Origin of the sequence: Butyrivibrio sp. XB500-5 (assembly GCF_003625505.1) — a bacterium.
Lineage (GTDB): Bacteria > Bacillota > Clostridia > Lachnospirales > Lachnospiraceae > Butyrivibrio.
Window position 1 is genome coordinate 675,777 of record NZ_RAIS01000001.1, and the last position, 19,178, is coordinate 694,954.

Below are 19,178 nucleotides of genomic sequence, written 5' to 3' on the forward strand. Positions count from 1 at the left end.
AAAATATGCTACATTTTCACACAAAACAAGCTTTTTGAGCGCTTTTTAAGTCAAAAAAATCCCGGCAGTATTCCTGCCGGGTTGATCTTTTACCAATTCACCTTATTAAATCGGTGCATCATGCACTTACTTACCCATAGATGCGATAAGAGCATCTATCTCTGCCTGGGACAACATTTTTCCCGAGTCTGCCGGAGATGCTGCCGCCGGTGTCGCAGAAGCTGCAGCTGCTGCAGGATTTGCGGCCATTCCCCCGCCGCCTTGCTGAGGTGATTTACCCATTATACTTGCAAGCAAAGCCTGCTGTTCTGCACTAAGTCCGTTAGAATCCATACGGATACCCCTCATTCATAGATTGTTACTTTTTTGACTATCATACTTACGCACATAGTTCTGAATATATGTATATTGTATTTTAGTAAAAAAAATACGTCAAATAAATAGTTTATAAACTAATATAAACAAATTATGACCGGGGTTCAGTAAAGTGGCACCGTTCTAACGTTTCTTTTTTTATTCAGGCAACGTTTCTGTTTTCCTTACCGGTTATGATACCTGCTTTTTCAAAATGCTTCTTTAATACAGCTTTTGCAAGGAATGCTCCCAAAAGACTTGCCACAAATGTCACAACGACGATATTGTTCTTCGTGGGTGTTCTTTACATTTTTACCTCTTTATACAACTGATCAAAAAGATCTTTCTTTATGATGTAGATATCATGCGGGTCGTCTTCTCTGAAAGCGATGTAATCGCCGATACCGCCCGAATAATATTTTTCGTCATCCCAAGCGGTAAAGAGCTTTACGCACTTATCGAGAGGACGGGCATAGATGCTGACATTTCCCTTGCTCACAGCATGTTTAACATAAGCCATGACGGATTTCTTTTCGCCTGTGACGCTGTTTTTTATGCTGGGATCGTATTCAAACTTCTTATCGAAGCTGTCATCAAGGGTCTTGTAGCTCTTTTTGAATTTTTCTTTTGCTATAGGATAGATCTCACCTGTGATTCCGACCATGAGGTAATGCGATTTATCTATGGTTATGTCGATATCGCCCTCCAAGGTTCTGACCGTGATCAAAGTTCCTTTCGGGAATACGTCGGTAAGCTTCACATATCCGAATTCCTGCGGGATCTTCACGTATTTCTTCATGCCGTCCATGCCAAGCGTAGTTTCTTTTGCATAGATGACTTCGTACATGTCAAAGTACTCTTTCATACGCATATGAAGGTAATTTGTGGCAAGCGCTTCGAGTTTTCCCGAGCCTTTATCTTTTTTATCCTTGCTCTCTTTATATTTTTGTTTAAGCTTCTCAGGTCTAAGAGAGCCCCCGGCCTTGAATATATGGCCTCCTCCGCCGCCGAGGTCGCCTGCAAGAAATGCAGCAAGTTCGTTGGCGTGGACCTCTTTTACGCAGCTGCGAACGGAAAATTTCACTTCAATAGGACTTACAAAATAGGCAAGGCAAACGTTAACGCCCGCCGTCTCAAGCGAAAAGTCGCTCATAACGCCGAGAATGTTGGGGTCGCATGCTTCCGCATGTATGATGAGATACTTTTCTTTTTTGAAGTACTTATAGTTAAGGATCGCGTTGCCCGTGATCTTGAGCTCGTTCAGCGAAATGTTTGAATTACTCATCTCCACGATAATGCTCTTGTTTACGATAAGCTCGTCCTGCATATCGCGGTCAAGCGGGTGCGAAACCTCGGAAAACTTGTTGGTGTCTGTGTAGAGTCCATAGTAAAGAGCTGTTGCTAAAAGCGGATTGTCGTTGACATCAAGACCTTCTTTTTTGATAAGATCCCAGACAAGCGTCGAGGCACTTCCAAGGTTATTCCTTACATCGGAAAGCTTCGGAAGGTCAGCCGATTTCTGATGATGATCTATGACCGCAATGTGATCAGCCTTTAGTTTGGATACATTCTTTTGCCCGTACTGACAGTCAACGGTGACAAGAAGCCCCTTCACTTTATCAAGCTCGGGCTCGTACGAAACCGGAATTTCAAGCTTCTCGAGCATGATCTTGAGATTACTCTTTTGGATCTTGTTCTTGCCTTTGTAGATGAGCTTTGCCTTCTTGCCCATCTTTTCAAAGTACCACAAAAGAGCGTATCCCGACGCGAGCGCATCGGCATCCGGATTGTCGTGACACTGAATGGTTATGTTATTAAATTTCAGCAGCTCATTTAATCTCATAATACTTATTTTATCCTATTCCGTAAGCGTCCTTCTGCTCCTTGGGCATCTCGTGGTCCTGCAAAATGTCTTTAGCTTTTTTGATAAGATCGTCTAAAGTGTAGTGACGGAAGTAGCCGAGGCGGCTGACTTTTTCCTCATCTTGGGATACAGCGATAAATGTATCTGTAGGAGCGTGGTAACCAATTGATTCGTATACAAAGCCAAGCTCAGTGAAAGTATCCAAGTCAAATATGGTTGTTGCAACACTTTGCTGCATATAGATACATGAGTGCTTGGTATCAATAATAAATGGTGTATCGTATTTATCAAGAGTCGAATAGCCCAATGGTTCATAGGTTGTACTATACAATAATTCTCCCGTTTCTGCATCATATCTGCAAAGGTTTCCGTCATCGTACGGAACGATAAGGATGTCCTTACCTGTGCCGGAATCTTTATAAAATATAAAACCGGCTATACTCGCGCTGTTTAGAGGGATATTTGCTATGTCTTTTCCCTTTGGATCCTTTATGGCGATATATGAATCATCGGCAGTGGCAATCATGGTACCTGCATCATTGATCGCTGCGTGTTTGGTGTAATACCACGTGCTGTTGTGTTCTATCCTATATACCTCATTTTCTTTCAGATTGATGACAAATTCCGCGTCATCTTCAGAAGTGTGGTCAAAAGAATAAGTAGCCTTTCCGGAATAATAGATATATCCCTGTTTTTCAAAGTAATAGATATCATTGACATTTGCTAAGGAACTATCCGAATCAACCAGATATCTCTGCTCTTTGTCTTTGGCAATGTCATATATTATAACAAAGGTATTTTTGGATTCCTTTCTCGTATAGATAAGTTTTCCGTTTTGATAATCCACAGCATCTTCGTTTACATAGGATCCTTTATTTAATACCCTGGAACTTTGTTCTCCTGTTTTGTAATCTACCATGCACAGCAGAAAATCATTAGTATCGCTATCTTTATAAGTAAGTATAAGATTACCGTCATGGGTTCCGTTAATTGTAAAAGTGTTCTCCCTATAATCCGGACCTCCAAGCTTTGTGCTTGCTACCCGGGATTTCTCATTGGGATCATAAATATTTATATAAACGCCATCATCTTTTCTGATTATTTGTGCAAGAGCGTTGTCATCAATATAGCATTTTTTTACCAAATCCATTTCAGGAGCTTCTTTGAAAGCTTGCCAGTCTTCATCATAAGTCCCAATCCCGTAAAAGATTATCCGATCACTTCCGTTTTCACAAATGTAGTATCCGTTTTTTCCGTTTTTTGCCATGCTGATATTATCGATAAAATATTTTAAAGCAGTAATAGAATCGGGATCGCGGCTTGGTTCATTGGTGGGACGTGCTATATAGCCATCGTTCGTCAAAAAGAAGGGGCTCCAGGTTTTGGAATTTAAAAATCCCGCCACTATCGGTGTGTTAAGTTTGTAATTATTAAGCGCTTCTCCACTTGAAGCATCCAAAAGAACAGCTACTTCTCCGGCATAAGCCAAAAGGGTATTATTGTCCTTTATGTAACTAATCATGGACTCTACATTTATATTATTATAGTCAAATTCATAAGCCCATTTCTCCGAAAAATCCTCAGAAGACATACACTTAATAATGTGATGTACAGGAGAAAGGACCTTCATGTTCATATATTTAATACTTTCATTAGAATAGTCGTTTAAAGAACATGATACATACAGATTGTTGTCGTTTGAAAAAGTAAATGCCGGTATGACTGCATATTCTTCGGACCAAGCCAAATCTTTTTCTGAAGAAATGTCATGTATTACCAGACTTTTTTTCATATTATCTTTGGTATAAGTAAATGCAATCTTTGTTTTATCCGATGATATTATGAAATCATCTATGTCCACCGGTATCAGGTCATCAATTTCTTGTGACACGCCGTATGTTGCAAGAACAGAACCGTCTTCGGGTGAAAATACTTTAAATGAGACACGTCCTGCGGATCTTATGTTGGTAATAAGATCGCCTTCCTTAGTCAATAAGACAGGTCCCTTGTAACCAAAATTATAATCGGGAGAGGAGACTTTCCAGTTTTCCTCGCCGGTTCTTGGATTGATAGAAGTAAAGAAGTGGTTTCCCTTAACAAGCATACTTCCATCATCGAGAGTTCCTATATAATTAGCACTGTTGTCTATTCCTTTTCCCGAGTAAGAATACAATTCTTCATGAGATTGCGTATCCCATACCTTGATGTTTCCGGAAATGTCAATTGCAGCAACATAGTTGTTATTGCTATTTACACGCATGTCCATTACTGCGTTCGGAAGCTCATATGTCCACTTGGATAAGAGGTTTGAGGAATACAGCGGCATGTAAGCACCTGTAGCCTTTGTAATAGCTCTTACAGCTTCTACGGTCACAGGTCTGTCCGGCATTTCTTCATCGGGAAGAGCGGCAAGAGCTAGATGAAGAGCGTCCATGCGCTGCTCATTATCAAGAAGCTTACCGGATTCATTGGCTAGATACTTAGACTGGCTTATGAGCGAAGCACGGTAACTTTCATTTATCTGATTTCTGCTGTAGAACATGTATCCGGCAAATCCGAGAGCAATTGCCATTACACCTGCAAAAACCGCGGTCAGCCTTTTCATCTTGTACTGACGCTGTCTGTCCATAAGCTCGTTATATTCACATCCGATAAGGGATGCGGCAAGACGAGGAAGTTCTGTACTCTTAGCTTCTCTTGCAGGTAATCTGAAGTCGCATGAAAGTGGTTCAACGGGAACACTTACCGTCTCTTCAATTCCCTGATCATTAACACTGATAACTTCTTTATTTTTCAGAATTTCAGGCACAACATCAACAGGTTCACCGTCTGCAAGCACAGTAAGAATCTTATCCTGAGTATGATTCTGTAAAAAGAGCTTAATCTCTCTTTCAACCCACATTGATTTGCAGGTATTGGTCGAACATATAACTATTAGATAATCGGCGTTTTCAAGAGCCTCGGCGATAGTTCCGCTAAGGTCACTTGTTATCGGGAGTTCATCGGTATCCCTAAAGATTCTCTCTATCCTTTTAATGCCGGTCTTCTTTTGTATCTTGCGCGGAATATGATAATGCTCAAGACCGTGCTCAACCATAGCTGCAATCTTATTATCCAGCTCTGCGTGCTTGTATGAAATAAATGCGTTGTAATGTGTTCCCATTAAATCTTTCCCCAATCTCTTTTTCTTTTAATTAATTCCGTAAGCGTCCTTCTGCTCCTTGGGCATCTCGTGGTCCTGCAAAATATCTTTTGCCTTTTTAATCAGATCGTCTAAGTTATAGCGGCGGAAATAGCCGAGGCATTCCACACCGTTCTCATCCTTTGCCAAGCACGGGAATGTATCCGTAGGTTTGTGGTATCCCATGTTTCCTGTAACATATCCCAGTTCCATATAGCTGTCCAGATCAAAAATATTGGTAATTGATGAATAATGAAAGTATATACATGAATGTTCGGCATCAACGGTAAAGGTACTTTCATAGTCCATCGTAGAATTTGTCGTATATTCCGTCATTCCGACAAGATTTCCCGTCATTGCATCATATCTGCACAAATTGCCGTCAGTAAACGGAACAATAAGCAGATCCTTTTGACTAACCTTTTCTTTCACAAAAACAGGTCTCCGCATTTTAACATCGAAAATAGGAATTACAGATATATTATTTCCCTTTATATCTTTTATAACTATATTCTTCTCATCTGTTGCAGCAATCAAGTTTCCGTCATCATTCATCGATACACATACAGTATCATTCCAATCATCGTCATGATCAACGGGATATATCTCGTTTTCATTTATATCTATAATATAGTCCGGTTTCACTGTAGAGCCATCAAAGGGCTGTGTTACTGCAACATAGATAAAGCCTTGTTTTTCAAAATAATATAGATTCTTGATACCGATATATTCTTCTACAGGAAGACGATACTTATCTGTTTTTTTCGATGCAATATCATATACAGATATAAATGTGTTATCAAATCCATTCATTTCTGTATAAACAATCTTACCGTTTTCGTATGTCGGAATATTGGTTGATGAATAAGAATACTTATTTATCTTCTCCGATGTGTATTCTCCTGTCTTATAGTCGACGAAATAGACCCTCAATTCATCACCGGACACATTATTTTTATAGTTCAAAAGCAGTTTGCCATTATAAGTGCCAAGACAAAGGAATTGATGCGATTTCGCCTCACTTCCGTCCTCGGCCAAAACAACTCTTTTGGTATACTTCATATCATTTGGATCAAAAAGGTCCAATATCACGCTCTCTTCTTCATCAAAAAGAACAGCGGCGACATTATCATCCATATATGAATTATAGAGACTTTTTGTCTCGGGAGAAGCATCATAAGCTTTCCATTCTTTGTCATATGTATTTCCGGAATACTGAGTTATACTTTTTCCGTTTTTTCGAGATAAATATAAGCATCCACTACCAACCGCACCGATATCAAGATTATCAGTAAAATATTCCATACAATTGATAGTATCTTTATCCTCAGGATCTGAAGAAGTAAAGCTTGCAAGACCGCCGTTAAGAGTTATATAACTTGGGACAACTCTATCTTTACTCATAAAAGCATAAACAATAGCTGAATTCACAGTGAAATGATGAAGTCTCTCACCGGTCGCCACATCCCAAATATCTGAAGTATCACCGGAATAGTAAGCTATAGAATTATTGTCTTCTATATAAATAAATTCCGATCCATAAGAAACATCATTGGATAAAAACTCATTGGTCCATTTCACAGAAAGATCATCAGGATCAAGACACTCAATCGTATCTCGATCTGTCTTACATATATTCATGGTAAGGAATCTGGTGTTACTGTTCATGGGATCTTCAGGAAATGCCAAAAACAGCTCGTCATTTGTAGGAAAAAGAATATCACCCGAGAATTTCCCATCCGTCACTTTGGATATTACTTTATCGGAAGTTATATCATATACTCCGATTCCGGTTTTTTGATCTTTATCCGAAAAAGTAAAGGCAATCTTTGTATTGTCCGGAGATAAACAAGTATGATGAACATATCCTTCAATATAAAAAGAAGAAGTAAACTCTTCCGGAAGTTTATATTCCTCAATTACCTTTCCGTCTTCCTTTGAAAAAATGCGAAATGATCCATCATCCATCGGAAGCATTATATTTCCGTCACTAGTTATATTAATAGCTTCATCGGTAAAATAGTCATCAAGTTTCTGTTCCCAATCCGCCTTTCCGTTTTTCACATTGACACATGTAATAAAATGACCTCCTGCCATAATAGCTCTTCCATCGGAAAGAAACTTAAAACATGTTGGAACAAGAGCTCTATCATGCTTGGGATTGTAACTATAGAGTTCTTTATGACTTTCCGTATCCCATATTTTTATGTTTCCGAATTGGTCCATTGCTTCCAGATATTTATTATCGGAATCTGCATTCAATTCTCTTACGGTTCCGGGCATCTCATAATTCCATATTGATGTGATATCGGCTACGTCATTTGATACATAAGCCATTGTTGCCTGCGTGATCGCACGAAGAGCTTCCGTCGTGACAGGTCTGTCCGGCATCTCCTCACCGGGAAGAGCCGCAAGAGCCAAATGTAGCGCATCAATTCTGTTCTGATTATCAAGAAGTTTCTCCGATTCATTCGCAAGATACTTAGACTGACTGATAAGAGAAGCACGATAGCTGTCATTAACCTTTTTGTTGCTGTATATCAGATTACCGACAAAAGTAAGCGTTACAGCCATTATCACAGCAAAAATAGCGGTCAGTCTTTTCATCTTGTACTGACGCTGTCTATCCATCAGTTCGTTGTACGAACAGCCTATAAGAGATGCCGCAAGGCGAGGAAGTTCAGTGTTCTTGGCTTCTCTCGCAGGAAGTCTGAAATCACATGAAAGCGGCTCAACAGGTATTGTTACCGTTTCTTCGATTCCCAGCTCATTAACCCTGGTAACCTCTTTATTCTTAAGTATCTCGGGTACCACATCAACCGGCTCACCGTCTGCCAATACCGTAAGGATCTGATCCTGAGTGTGGTTCTTTAAAAAGAGCTTTATCTCTCTTTCAACCCACATGGATTTGCAAGTATTTGTCGAGCATATTACTATAAGATAGTCAGCATTCTCAAGTGCCTCTGCGATTGTTCCGCTAAGGTCACTAGTGATCGGAAGCTCGTCGGTATCTCTAAAGATCCTCTCGATCTTTTTCATGCCGGTCTTTTTTCTGATTTTGTGCGGAATGTGATAGTGTTCAAGACCACGCTCAACCATTGCTGCGATCTTATTATCGAGCTCAGCGTGTTTGTAAGAAATAAATGCATTATAGTGTAAACTCATTTTCCCCAACTCCAACTTTTTTGTTAAATAAATTTAAATATTTTACAATGATTATTATACAAGAAAGGCTCGATATGACCAAGAAAAAATTAGCACTTGAAGTAATAAATAGATTAAAAAAGGAATATCCCGACGCCGTATGCACTCTTGCCTACGATAAAGCCTGGCAACTTCTTGTGAGCGTGCGCCTAGCGGCCCAGTGCACGGACAAAAGAGTCGATATGATAACGCCTTTATTGTATGAGAAATTCCCGACCGTGGAGGCTCTGGCCAAAGCTCCCGTCGAAGAAATAGAGAAAATAGTTCGTCCCTGCGGCCTTGGTAATTCCAAAGCAAGGGACATCTCCGCCTGTATGAAGGTCATTCACGAAAAATATAACGACAACGTCCCCGATAACATGAAAGAGCTGCTCGCACTTCCCGGAGTAGGAAGAAAAAGCGCCAATCTTGTCCTCGGAGACGTATTCGGAAATCCCGCAATTGTTACGGACACTCATTGTATTAGACTTTGTAACCTTATAGGTCTTGTTGATAATATAAAAGATCCTACTAAGGTTGAAAAAGAACTGTGGAAGATCATCCCTCCCGAAGAAGGAAACGCACTATGCCACAGATTCGTTACTCACGGTAGAGAAGTATGCATAGCAAGAAGACCTGAATGTGACAGGTGCTGTCTTAATGATATCTGCAAGAATGCAAAAAAGCAGTAACTCATCAGCTTGCGTTTGAATTATATACCTGTTCACAATCGGCTGTTTTTTCTCTATCCACGGTTTCATAATCTACCCTGATCGCATCCATTACCTGTGTGACATGCGTCAGTTCCTGTTTCATGAGTCTGAGCATATCATTAACCCCATGATCGGCCTGCTGGTAATCGGGAATAATTGAATTTCTAAGAATTTCCGGATCAGGGTTAACATATCCCGTCTCAGTCGCAATGATATTGTCGCTCTGCGTTTTTATTCCCGCTACTATCGAGGTAAATACTTGAACATCTAACTTTATCATATTCATATCTCTTTCCCCCTTAATTTATTCTTTTTCTTCCGAATCCGAACTATCGGATTCGCTTATATCGTTTTCATCAGGAGCAGATTCTTTCTTATGATTTAGGCTCTTTAGTTCTTTCTCAAGCTCTTTTATTGCTTCCTCAAGCTCATTGATCGCTTCCTGAATCTCGCTTTCAAGAGTACTTATTTGTGATCCATAGTTTGACATGTTTGTATTTATTGTTGTTTTGTTCTCCCCGGCTTTGGTAAAGTTAAGCCCGAGCCAATCTTCCCCTGATTCTCCTCCGAGCTTATAACGTGAGATCGGATCAAGTGCTCCTTCCCTCAATTCTCCGTCTTTGGATTCAAGCTCCTGTAATAGTTCCTCAAGCTTACTTAAAAGACCCTCAAGAGCATCCTTTTTTGCTTTGCAAGCATCGATCTCTTTATCGAAGTCTTGCTTAGTTTTCTCCTTTGTTGCCATTCTCTTCCCTCCATATATCGTTATTAAAAGCTAAATACATGTGGCAGCTTTGACACTGCCACATGCCGACAGTCACTTATCCTTCGTATGAAAGATTTGAAGCTCCCTGTGTATCAATTTCTATCTTATTATTTGAAGATGTTTTTACATTCATACCGAGTGTCTCCAATGTCTTTGAAAATTTATGAAGATCCTCATTAAGCTCCAGATATACATCGATAAGCTTCTGTGCTGAATCACCAAAAATGCCTTCCGCACCAACCTCATCAATATCAGCCTTAAGGCTGTCTAAAGTTGTAGTTAATTCTTCTGCAAAACTCGTGAGCTTATCCGCGTTCGCATTAAGCTCCTCGGTATCTGCTCCAATCATTCCACTTGCTCCCATGTTATTCTCTCCTTCCTTTAATTAAAACTGATATGCTCTGCTTCCGCTGGCTGCTTCACTCTGATAACTCTGTGAAACGCTGTTGATCCATTTGTTAACCTGACGGACCTGTCCGGACATCTGAGTCATCTTGCTTGAAAGCTGATTGATGAAATTAACACATGCATCACTATCAACACCATACCAGCATTCTACAAGAGGTCCCTGCAAGCCCTGTACACTCGATGTAAGTGTATCGAGCTCACCGGCTGCTTTTTCGATTAATTGGCTCTTTGTAGCCAATAATTCAACGTTTACTCCTTTTTGTGCCATATCTTTTTCTCCTTTTCTTTTATTACTCAAACGTCACTTTTATGCGCTTGAGCTTTGCGTTATTTATGTAAAATGCATCGCCGACGTTTGTTGGAACTTTCACGGAACTTAATACCTGTTGGGGTACTCTTACCAACAAGATATCTCTGATACTTTCAAAAAATACCATATCCCCATTGTCCCTTACATGCTTAAGTATTGGATTACTTAATGAAGTGACCGCGGTATTTTCCACATCAGCGTGCATAATGCATACCTTATTTTCCTTTGCTTTTTCAAAAATCTCTAAGTACTTCTCATATATTCCTTCCTCCTTTTGTATTACGTCCATGACCTTTCTGTTTGCAAAATACAATACGTTAAGTTTATTGTTGTCTGCATCACTACCCTCGGATTGCTTTTTACCGATCCCGGCATGGGCTCTTTCTATCATTTCTATGGAATCCATAGCGTTTGCCGAATAATAGGCGATCTCTTTTTCTTTGGATATACTTTCAAATTCACCTCTCTCTGAATCTATAAGCCAGAGATTAACAGCTTCGCTATTTATCAGTTTCCTTAAAACATACTCGGCAAATTTTCTTCTTCCCAGATCTTCTCTTCCGGAGAATCCGATTATCTTACCGGAAGACATTTCCAAATATTCGGGAATGATCTTTGCGTAGTTAAGACCGATCATAAGCTTGTCATTACATAAGCTTGTATTGCCGTACTCATCAGAAAGATACTTCTCTGTAAGCTCTGCGGGAACATACCTGATCTTTTCGGCACATTCATCGCCATACTTTTCATTACATTTAGAAATATATTCTTTTATCTTTCCTATACGCTCGATCTCTTTATCCGAAGAAAATGCCATATAAGCTTGAAACTCACGAATTTCGGTTCCAAAGAGTGTGATTCCTCTTCCGGGAATTTCATCGGGAAACAACTTGCATCTGTCAAAGAGTGAAACAAATTGGCTCTTATCATTACAGTTGAGAGCAATCTTAAGTGAGATATTTGACATAAGTTTGTATCCGATTCCCGACATCTGCTGATTGGTGAAGACTACAGATATTCCATTTGCCACACCATCTCTGCATATGGCGAGAATATCTTCTTCGTATTCGGGAAAAGTTGCTTTAAATACCGTATAGTTTTCTATAAACAATATTATCTGCGGCTCATCCTTATATCCCGCCTCTCGATATGAGCTGAAAGAACTGAGTCCCTTATTTGCAAGAAGTCGTCTTCTAATCTCAATCTTCTTTATGAGCATCATGATCAGATTCTTAAGCTTATCTTCATCCGTGATGGTTACCACACTTCCGACATGCTTAAGTCCTTCAAATATCCTCAGCATCATAGAAGCGAAATCGATGATATAGATGTTTACATCCTTGGGAGAATACTTCTTTGTTATTCCCATGATCATGCCTTGTAGCATGGTCGTCTTTCCGCTTAAGGATGATCCGAGTATATAAGTATGGTTCTTGGTGAGATTAATCTCAAATTCTTTCTGTGCCTGTCTGTCGGGATCATCATATATTCCAATAGGAACAGTTACATCCGTAGAGTTGCTTTCAAGTTCTTCCGGATAAGGTATTACTTCCTCAAGCGGAGGAAGACATATATCCGGTAATTTAGCTATATCGGCTTCCTTACAATACTCATTAACATATTCAACAACCGCCTCAAGCTGTGTCATTGAAGCTTCTTTTTTTTCAGGTTTCTGCTCATATACAACCTGTCTTTTTCCGGAAAGACTTACGCTTTTTATGCGGAATTCTCTCTTGGCATTTGTACTTTGTACAAACGCAGGTGCTCCACTGTATGCAGACTGGAAAAGCTCAAATATCTCATTGTTTCCGACCTGCAGATACGCTCTTCCCGGTTCTCTGATCTCAGCCGCCAGAGGTGAATGAAGCACTTCATTACTGTCGCTTCTTTCCTGAACCTTAAGACAAAGCTTAAACTTGGAATTACTCCAGATCTGATCGTTAACGACACCTGAAGGTTTCTGTGTCGCCAGGATCAAATGAACTCCCAAGCTTCGTCCTATTCTGGCCGTACTGATAAGCTCTTTCATAAACTCAGGCTGTTCCGCCTTAAGTTCGGCAAACTCGTCTACAAGTAAGATGAGATGCGGCAGCGGAATATCTGCCTTTCCCTCTTTGTATAATCGAATATAATTGTCTATCTGGTTTACTTCGTATTTGGCAAACAGTTCCTGTCTCTTTATCAGCTCTGCTTTAATAGACTTGAGCGATCTGTTGATCTGCTTACCGTCTATGTTGGTTATTGTGCCGTTAAGGTGTGGCAGGTTCTTGAACTGATTCGCCATACCACCGCCCTTAAAGTCAATGATGATAAAGCTGACATCATACGGGTGGAAAAGTGTTGCCACCGATAAAATGTATGATTGCATTATCTCCGATTTACCGGAACCGGTTGTACCGGCAACAAGTCCGTGAGGGCCATGATACTTTTCGTGAAGATCAAGCTTCACTATCTCGTTACCACTCCTTACTCCAAGCGGAGCGGCCATGGATTCATATACCTTGGATCTGCCCCATCTCTCCTCAAGATTGAGATCATGAGCATTCATTATTCCAAGAAGCTTGTAAAAAGAAATATTCTTGGTAAGTGTACTCTCAAGGCTAAGTTCCTTTATATAGATAGGCGCAAGTTTACGCGCACATTTCTTTGCAGCCTCCAATGAGATATGTCCATAATCAAAATACTGAATCTCATTTCCGTCTTCCGTATCCTGAATAAAGCCGTGATTCTTACTCGGCTCAAGGAATATCCTCTTGTCACAGGCCTTGTGAAGCATCTCTTCGTAATCTTCGAAAAATATAAAAGTAAAACCAAGTCTCTTGGCATACTTCACAAACTCTTTTACCGGATGTTCCATGAATTTTTCGGAGCGATATACATAGACAACAAAGTGCGCCAGCTGCTTTATTTGACTTTCCTTCAAGCTTTCTCTTATAGAAAGCTCTCCGTACAAGAATTCAAGACCTGCTTTGATGCTTTCATCGTCATGAATTATAAAGCGCATCCCCAAATCTTCATCGCTGAAATTCCGAATCCATCTGGTCCACTCAAAATAAGGAACGTCTTCTCTTCCGAGTATCAGATACTCTTTTACTTCTTCATAGAAATGTTGACCCGAAACAGTCAATATCATGTTCTTAAGCATCTGGTACAGCTTATTTCTGACACCGATAACACCTACCGCATTGACCTTGGCCAGTTCGAGAACTACCGGCATATCATCTATATACTCGTATTTATCGTGAATTTTCTCCGGGTACTCCATAAGCATATCTTCAGTTTCAAGATATTCCTGCTTTCTGAATTTAACCTGACAACCGGATTTTACTCTTCCCGTTCCGATCCTTATTTCAAGAAAATCCTCATGATCTTTTTCTTTTTCAAACAATCTGGAACTGAAATCATTTATGTTTCTGACAGTCTCTTCAACAGACCTGTTTCTTTCAGAAAAAATAGTTATTTCATCATGTCTTAGTTCAACAAGCTCTTTTTCTTTTTTATCAAGATACTCGTTATAAACTTTTACTCTGTTTGTTTTCTTTTCACGATATTCTTTTCCCGCATCAAAATAGTTCCATACAGACATACATCCGCTTATGCTCATTGACGCCGCAAAATAAATAACAAACATATTGTTTCCAGGCATGAGCATTCCTCTTACAAAAACCATAAGGAACAACATTAGGATTACCGGAAGCAATATTCTGATAAGATTCCTTCTCGGCTTCGTCGGTGCCGTCTTGGGAGAAAGAATCTCAGGCTTATCTTCAAGCAGCGCATATTGCTGTCTTGCACTTCTAAAGAACTGCGGGTATTTGAAATGATTGGTCTGAGGGATATTGTCCACTTTACTAAGTGTCGTTATAATGTTTCCCTCGTCCGAAGTGTAAATATGATCACCTTCCAGATAAAAGAAATTACCGCAATATTCCAAAAATTGCTTATCCTTAAGGATAATCTTCTTTTTGTTTTTTACATTAACTCCATTGACTTTAACGCCATAGCGACTATGGGAAATATCTATATCAAATGCGGATTCGTTCCTCTTTAGAACAACCTTATCATTTGCAAAAGAATCGCCTAAAACCTCAATATCGCAATCCTTAGTGCCTCCGATTGATAATTCTTTTCTTCCGTCAATACTTATTTGGAGATTGTAATTATCCTGCTTATCACCAAAATCCTCGCTGAAGTCCAAGTATATGAAAGCTCTGTCCGTCTCTCCGTCACATACCTCAACGCTTTCTCCGTTTTTGAGAACATGCACCTTCTCTTTTACAGAATCAGTGTTGAAAAAAATGTTCTGAGAAGAAGAGACAATATAGTCATTCTGCTGCCTAATGATCTCAATAAGGAAGTCTCTTTCAAAGCTGTCGCCAAAGAAACAAACGCCGTTTTTCTTACCTGTTCCTATGGTAATATTCTTAGTATCTTCAGTAAGAATTAGCTCTTTATAAACTTTGTTGTTGTATATAGTCAGTTTATAATTCATGTCCTATCGCTCATCAAAAAAGATTGTCGTTCCGTCTCTTATCCCAAGTTCTTCAAGTGTCTTTTCTCCGCGTATCAGTGCTTTGGGATAATCAGCCCTAAGGTAACACTGAAGCGGCTTATCCATGTTTATTCCAAGATTAAAACTGTCATTCAATCCGTAAATAAGTTCATTGGCAGTCAGATTCCTTGGAATCTCCAAATCTACTTCTTTTTCATTTTTGCAGTTTTTAAAAAGTACGATTATGTTATCGTTCATAATATCCACCCGCTACTTCACTGCCGTTACTGTTGCGATGTACTCGTTTCCTTCCAGTAGCTTCTCGACATCTGTGTTACCGTTTATGTCTCCGGCAACTATTTCGCATACCGGATAATTGTACTCATCCATCTTCTTTTCTATATCTGTGTCAGCTGCGTTTACGGAATCACATATCACAAAGCATTGTCCGTCAAAGTCCATAAGATTATTCATATATCTTTCAAGTCTGTCCGCTTCTCCGCTTCCGTCTCGTACACATACAGCCATCGCCTTACTGTCAGAAAGATATTGCGCAAGCTCCTTAGTTAAACCGTTTTCATGTTCAACAACTATATAATCATAGATTTCTTTATCCGCTACATTTCGCACCATATCGTAATATGATTTTAGGAAAACATTGTATGCGTATATTGGATCTCTGAATGCAGGCACATAATCAAATATGTTTTTGTGAATTACTTCTCCCATTGTCCCTGCTTCAACTCCATTCATAAATGCAATGGCAGTTGAACCGTCGGCCCACGTAGCTTTCCATTTTTTAGGAAGGTATTCATAGAAATTTTGCATTTCTTCCGCATCTATATATAAGACCGAATATCCCATCTTTGAAAGCTTTGCGGAAATTCCTATTGCTGCTTTGGTTTTTCCGCAGCCTCCGCTTACGGAACAGATATCTATAACCTTTGTCTTACCGACAGGTTTTTCTGTATCTTTGAGATATGCTTTTCCAAGCTTATTAACTATTCCGTCCACCGCGTCATACTTACTTATTGAATTCTTGCTATCGGTGCTTTCCACAAGGTAATAAAGCTTTTCTGTCGGCTGAACTTTCAGGATCTCATCGCTGATCGCTTCATCCTTAATAAGAACGTCAACCTTGAGATGATCGTTCTTCAAAAAATCCACCAATGAATCTGCTGTCGATATTATGCTCAGCTTGGAATTATCATTAAGCATGAATGGCAATTTCGAAAGGATTCTATCTATATACTCTTTGTCAAAACTTATTAAAAGAATCTTTTTTTCCTTCATGAGTTTTTAACCGACTCTTTCTTCTATCTCTACCATTAAATCCATATCGGCAAGTCTTAATACATCACCGTTTTGGATCTTGACCTTTTCTCCTGCCTGTAATATATGTCCGTTTAATCCGGAATGATTACTGCTTCCCAAGTCTTCATAAAAGCATTCTCCGCCTTCAAGATATATCTCTCCATGCTGCCTGCTTATGGCTTTATTACACAGTATCTTCCCGTCGCAGGAATCTGCATTTCCTATAACAAATCCATTCTTCACAATGAAAAGTGCGAATTTGCCATATTCTCCGTCATAAGTAAGTTTGACCTCTATATTTCCGCTTCTTTTATTTGTGTTTTCCGATTGATCATATCGGAAAGCTTTAAAGGTTGAGGAAATAAAACGACTAAGGTCAAATAACTCATTTGTCGAAAACTCCTTATTCCCGGATATTGCTTCAACTTTTTTCTTAAGCTCAGCCAAATCTCTGTCTGCGCCAATATCACCTATCAGCACAATATCTTTAAGAAGCTTATAAAGCTTCTCAAGCCATTCTCTTCCAAGAGAACCTGTACTGTTAAGTACCATGGGAAGAATAACAAACTTGGGGTGTCCGTCTTCAGGGCTCAGATAAATCTTATCCGCATCCAGTACAATGAACTCCTTGTTTAAAAAAGGATTCTCGTCAAAAGCGTTTATCAGTTCCGAAAGCCCGACTAAAAGATTTATCTTCTCACTGACAGTCAAGTGCTCCTTTACGGTCTCAACGAGGTCAAGACCTTCTGTTCTGCAAACGATAGTTTCTCTCCCATCAAGATCAACCTGTGCTATATCAAGAATATTTTCATTATTCATTTGTTTTAGCATCTTCATTCCAAAACCGGATATCTTTTCTCCGTCATCCGGTTTGAATGAAATATGTGTTTGAGAATTAAGTGTTTCCATTTATTTCCTGTAATCAAACTCCTCGTCGGCAATCTTAATAACATCACCGTTAATCAGTGTTTTGGTCTGACCTTTTATAAGCCTTTCGCCTCTTACAAATGTTCCGTTTGTTGAGTTATTATCCTCAATAACAACTTGTTTTCCGGATTTCCTGATAGTTGCATGACGTCTGCTAACAGCACTGTTATCCGCTATCCTAAAATCAATGTTTAAGCTGTCTTTTCCAATAGAAAAGCAATCTTTATTGATTATTATGTTTTCTCCGTTTTTCCTTCTTATTAAAGTACCGAGATAAACATTGTAGGAATCTGACAGCAGCGTTGTTTCTTTATCACCCGTAGCCGAATATAAAAGTGTGGTCTCAGTTCCCTTTGAAAAAGAACTTTCATTTTCGACATCATCCAAAGCTGCCGTATTTTGTTTTGCAGAACGTTTTATGTCCGCTCCTTCAAATCTGTTTCTGTTGTTTTCCTCTTCTATTTTTTGGTCTTTTAGCTTTTTCTCTTTTATCTTTTTAACCAAACGTATAACAACTAAAACTATGATCGCTATAAGCAGAGCTGCCGCAATGCAGATCAAAACTATAATGATCACCCTCTTGATATTTACACCCGATCTGTGTTCCAAAGGTGTGATATCAGAAACATTTGCTCTATAGTCAATCTCCGGTTCCTTGGGTGTTTTGAGATCAATATACTCTTCTGCTGACATCTTGCTGTATTTAATTCCCAAGCCATCCAATATAGCCGCAATTTCTACCGATTCAAGAGAATAGTTCGCACTTCCTTCATCTCCCAATTCGTTTAATCCGATCACCAGACCGTCTTCATTTATAAGCGGGCCTCCGCAATTACTTTCATCAATCCCGGCATCATGTTGAATGACCATGGTGTCATCGACCGAAGTAATATTGGCTATTGTTCCGGATGTCATAGAAACTTTATCGTTGGAATAATATTCGGGATTCTCATAGGTTATTCCTGTCGGATATCCCAGAGTAAATACTTTATCCGCAACGTTGTAGGGGCGTCCTCCGGTTTTGGATTCCGCCAGCAAGAGTGTCAAAGGAGACCTTGTATACATTGGCTGTTCAAGCTTAAGCACAACAAAATCTCTTTTGGGGCTTGCCTTTACAACGGCAGCATCAAGAACGACATCTCCCTCCACAACGACCTGTGCAGCAAGATTGATCTTATCCCATTCTTTGTTATTATCTACACCTATCGCTTTGAAAGCAGTGTCTCTGACTTTTTTCTCAGGATTTATTATGTGATTGTTTGTGATCACATATTCAGTATCCTCAGAAGAACCGATCAGAAATCCGGTACCGCCCTGTATGATATATGTTTTTCCAAGGTCATCTTTATAAACACAATTAACCTGTACAACACCTTTTCTGGCATCTTCTATAGAAGAGAGTTCATGGCTTTCCTTATCATTCTCTTCGTCTTCCGGATTTATATCAGTTTTTTCAAAAATGCTATTCTCTTCAAGCGAAACCTCCGTCGACGCCTCTGCCGATGTCTCCACCGACGATTCCATCGAGGCTTCATCAGTGGAAGCTTCACTCGAAGCTACATTTGCTTTTGCATGTACATCTAATTGACTGCATAATCCCAATACGATTAGCATAGTCAAAAGATATTTCATTATTTTATTCATTTTTCTCATTCCTATACGACGG

The 19,178-nt window shown here is 39.5% G+C and carries 15 protein-coding genes; 1 reads left to right on the forward strand and 14 read right to left on the reverse strand.

What is annotated here, in order from left to right; translation table 11 throughout:
* Window positions 1–126: 126 nt before the first annotated feature.
* The 5 genes from D6856_RS03225 to D6856_RS03245 form a co-directional block, all read right to left on the reverse strand.
* The gene (locus D6856_RS03225) at window positions 127–333 is read right to left on the reverse strand and encodes a hypothetical protein (RefSeq protein ID WP_120685701.1); all 207 of its coding nucleotides are present in this window, start codon (window positions 331–333) and stop codon (window positions 127–129) included.
* Window positions 334–517: 184 nt separating this feature from the next.
* Complete coding sequence (locus tag D6856_RS03230) at window positions 518–628, reverse strand: MptD family putative ECF transporter S component (RefSeq protein ID WP_243114020.1); 111 nt, start codon at window positions 626–628, stop codon at window positions 518–520.
* Window positions 629–658: 30 nt separating this feature from the next.
* Window positions 659–2,197, reverse strand: coding sequence for a DHH family phosphoesterase (locus D6856_RS03235; RefSeq protein WP_120685703.1), 1,539 nt, complete (start codon window positions 2,195–2,197; stop codon window positions 659–661).
* Window positions 2,198–2,207: 10 nt separating this feature from the next.
* On the reverse strand, window positions 2,208–5,381 hold the full coding sequence (locus D6856_RS03240) for a toll/interleukin-1 receptor domain-containing protein (protein WP_120685704.1): 3,174 nt from the start codon (window positions 5,379–5,381) through the stop codon (window positions 2,208–2,210).
* Between the two features lie 27 nt (window positions 5,382–5,408).
* Window positions 5,409–8,564: a TIR domain-containing protein gene (locus D6856_RS03245; protein WP_120685705.1), complete on the reverse strand. Its 3,156-nt coding sequence runs from the start codon at window positions 8,562–8,564 to the stop codon at window positions 5,409–5,411.
* Between the two features lie 74 nt (window positions 8,565–8,638).
* On the opposite strand from D6856_RS03245, the gene D6856_RS03250 reads away from it, so the two are divergent.
* Window positions 8,639–9,274 (forward strand): endonuclease III domain-containing protein, encoded by a 636-nt coding sequence (locus D6856_RS03250; protein WP_120685706.1) that lies wholly within the window; start codon window positions 8,639–8,641, stop codon window positions 9,272–9,274.
* 4 nt (window positions 9,275–9,278) lie between these two features.
* Here the strand turns inward: D6856_RS03250 and D6856_RS03255 are convergent, their stop codons facing one another.
* The 9 genes from D6856_RS03255 to D6856_RS03295 form a co-directional block, all read right to left on the reverse strand.
* Window positions 9,279–9,581 carry a hypothetical protein gene (locus D6856_RS03255; RefSeq protein ID WP_120685707.1) on the reverse strand — a complete coding sequence of 101 codons (303 nt, stop codon included), beginning with the start codon at window positions 9,579–9,581 and terminating at the stop codon, window positions 9,279–9,281.
* An 18-nt stretch (window positions 9,582–9,599) separates the two neighbouring features.
* Complete coding sequence (locus tag D6856_RS03260; RefSeq protein ID WP_120685708.1) at window positions 9,600–10,040, reverse strand: hypothetical protein; 441 nt, start codon at window positions 10,038–10,040, stop codon at window positions 9,600–9,602.
* Between the two features lie 76 nt (window positions 10,041–10,116).
* Window positions 10,117–10,425 (reverse strand): WXG100 family type VII secretion target, encoded by a 309-nt coding sequence (locus D6856_RS03265; RefSeq protein WP_120685709.1) that lies wholly within the window; start codon window positions 10,423–10,425, stop codon window positions 10,117–10,119.
* A 21-nt stretch (window positions 10,426–10,446) separates the two neighbouring features.
* On the reverse strand, window positions 10,447–10,737 hold the full coding sequence (locus D6856_RS03270; RefSeq protein WP_120685710.1) for a WXG100 family type VII secretion target: 291 nt from the start codon (window positions 10,735–10,737) through the stop codon (window positions 10,447–10,449).
* Window positions 10,738–10,759: 22 nt separating this feature from the next.
* On the reverse strand, window positions 10,760–15,271 hold the full coding sequence (gene essC, locus D6856_RS03275) for a type VII secretion protein EssC (RefSeq protein WP_120685711.1): 4,512 nt from the start codon (window positions 15,269–15,271) through the stop codon (window positions 10,760–10,762).
* A gap of 3 nt (window positions 15,272–15,274) precedes the next feature.
* Window positions 15,275–15,529 carry an EsaB/YukD family protein gene (locus D6856_RS03280; RefSeq protein WP_120685712.1) on the reverse strand — a complete coding sequence of 85 codons (255 nt, stop codon included), beginning with the start codon at window positions 15,527–15,529 and terminating at the stop codon, window positions 15,275–15,277.
* 12 nt (window positions 15,530–15,541) lie between these two features.
* The gene (locus D6856_RS03285) at window positions 15,542–16,564 is read right to left on the reverse strand and encodes a nucleotide-binding protein (RefSeq protein ID WP_120685713.1); all 1,023 of its coding nucleotides are present in this window, start codon (window positions 16,562–16,564) and stop codon (window positions 15,542–15,544) included.
* A gap of 6 nt (window positions 16,565–16,570) precedes the next feature.
* Entirely contained in the window at window positions 16,571–17,494 is a 924-nt protein-coding gene (locus D6856_RS03290; protein WP_120685714.1) for an FHA domain-containing protein, read from the reverse strand.
* Complete coding sequence (locus D6856_RS03295) at window positions 17,495–19,156, reverse strand: trypsin-like peptidase domain-containing protein (RefSeq protein WP_158588810.1); 1,662 nt, start codon at window positions 19,154–19,156, stop codon at window positions 17,495–17,497.
* Between the last annotated feature and the right edge of the window lie 22 nt (window positions 19,157–19,178).

Coding starts and splice junctions, on each gene's coding strand:
- D6856_RS03225 (WP_120685701.1), bottom strand. CDS start 333: ATGGATTCTAACGGACTTAGTGCAGAACAGCAGGCTTTGCTTGCAAGT.
- D6856_RS03235 (WP_120685703.1), bottom strand. CDS start 2,197: ATGAGATTAAATGAGCTGCTGAAATTTAATAACATAACCATTCAGTGT.
- D6856_RS03240 (WP_120685704.1), bottom strand. CDS start 5,381: ATGGGAACACATTACAACGCATTTATTTCATACAAGCACGCAGAGCTG.
- D6856_RS03245 (WP_120685705.1), bottom strand. CDS start 8,564: ATGAGTTTACACTATAATGCATTTATTTCTTACAAACACGCTGAGCTC.
- D6856_RS03250 (WP_120685706.1), top strand. CDS start 8,639: ATGACCAAGAAAAAATTAGCACTTGAAGTAATAAATAGATTAAAAAAG.
- D6856_RS03255 (WP_120685707.1), bottom strand. CDS start 9,581: ATGAATATGATAAAGTTAGATGTTCAAGTATTTACCTCGATAGTAGCG.
- D6856_RS03260 (WP_120685708.1), bottom strand. CDS start 10,040: ATGGCAACAAAGGAGAAAACTAAGCAAGACTTCGATAAAGAGATCGAT.
- D6856_RS03265 (WP_120685709.1), bottom strand. CDS start 10,425: ATGGGAGCAAGTGGAATGATTGGAGCAGATACCGAGGAGCTTAATGCG.
- D6856_RS03270 (WP_120685710.1), bottom strand. CDS start 10,737: ATGGCACAAAAAGGAGTAAACGTTGAATTATTGGCTACAAAGAGCCAA.
- essC (WP_120685711.1), bottom strand. CDS start 15,271: ATGAATTATAAACTGACTATATACAACAACAAAGTTTATAAAGAGCTA.
- D6856_RS03280 (WP_120685712.1), bottom strand. CDS start 15,529: ATGAACGATAACATAATCGTACTTTTTAAAAACTGCAAAAATGAAAAA.
- D6856_RS03285 (WP_120685713.1), bottom strand. CDS start 16,564: ATGAAGGAAAAAAAGATTCTTTTAATAAGTTTTGACAAAGAGTATATA.
- D6856_RS03290 (WP_120685714.1), bottom strand. CDS start 17,494: ATGGAAACACTTAATTCTCAAACACATATTTCATTCAAACCGGATGAC.
- D6856_RS03295 (WP_158588810.1), bottom strand. CDS start 19,156: ATGAATAAAATAATGAAATATCTTTTGACTATGCTAATCGTATTGGGA.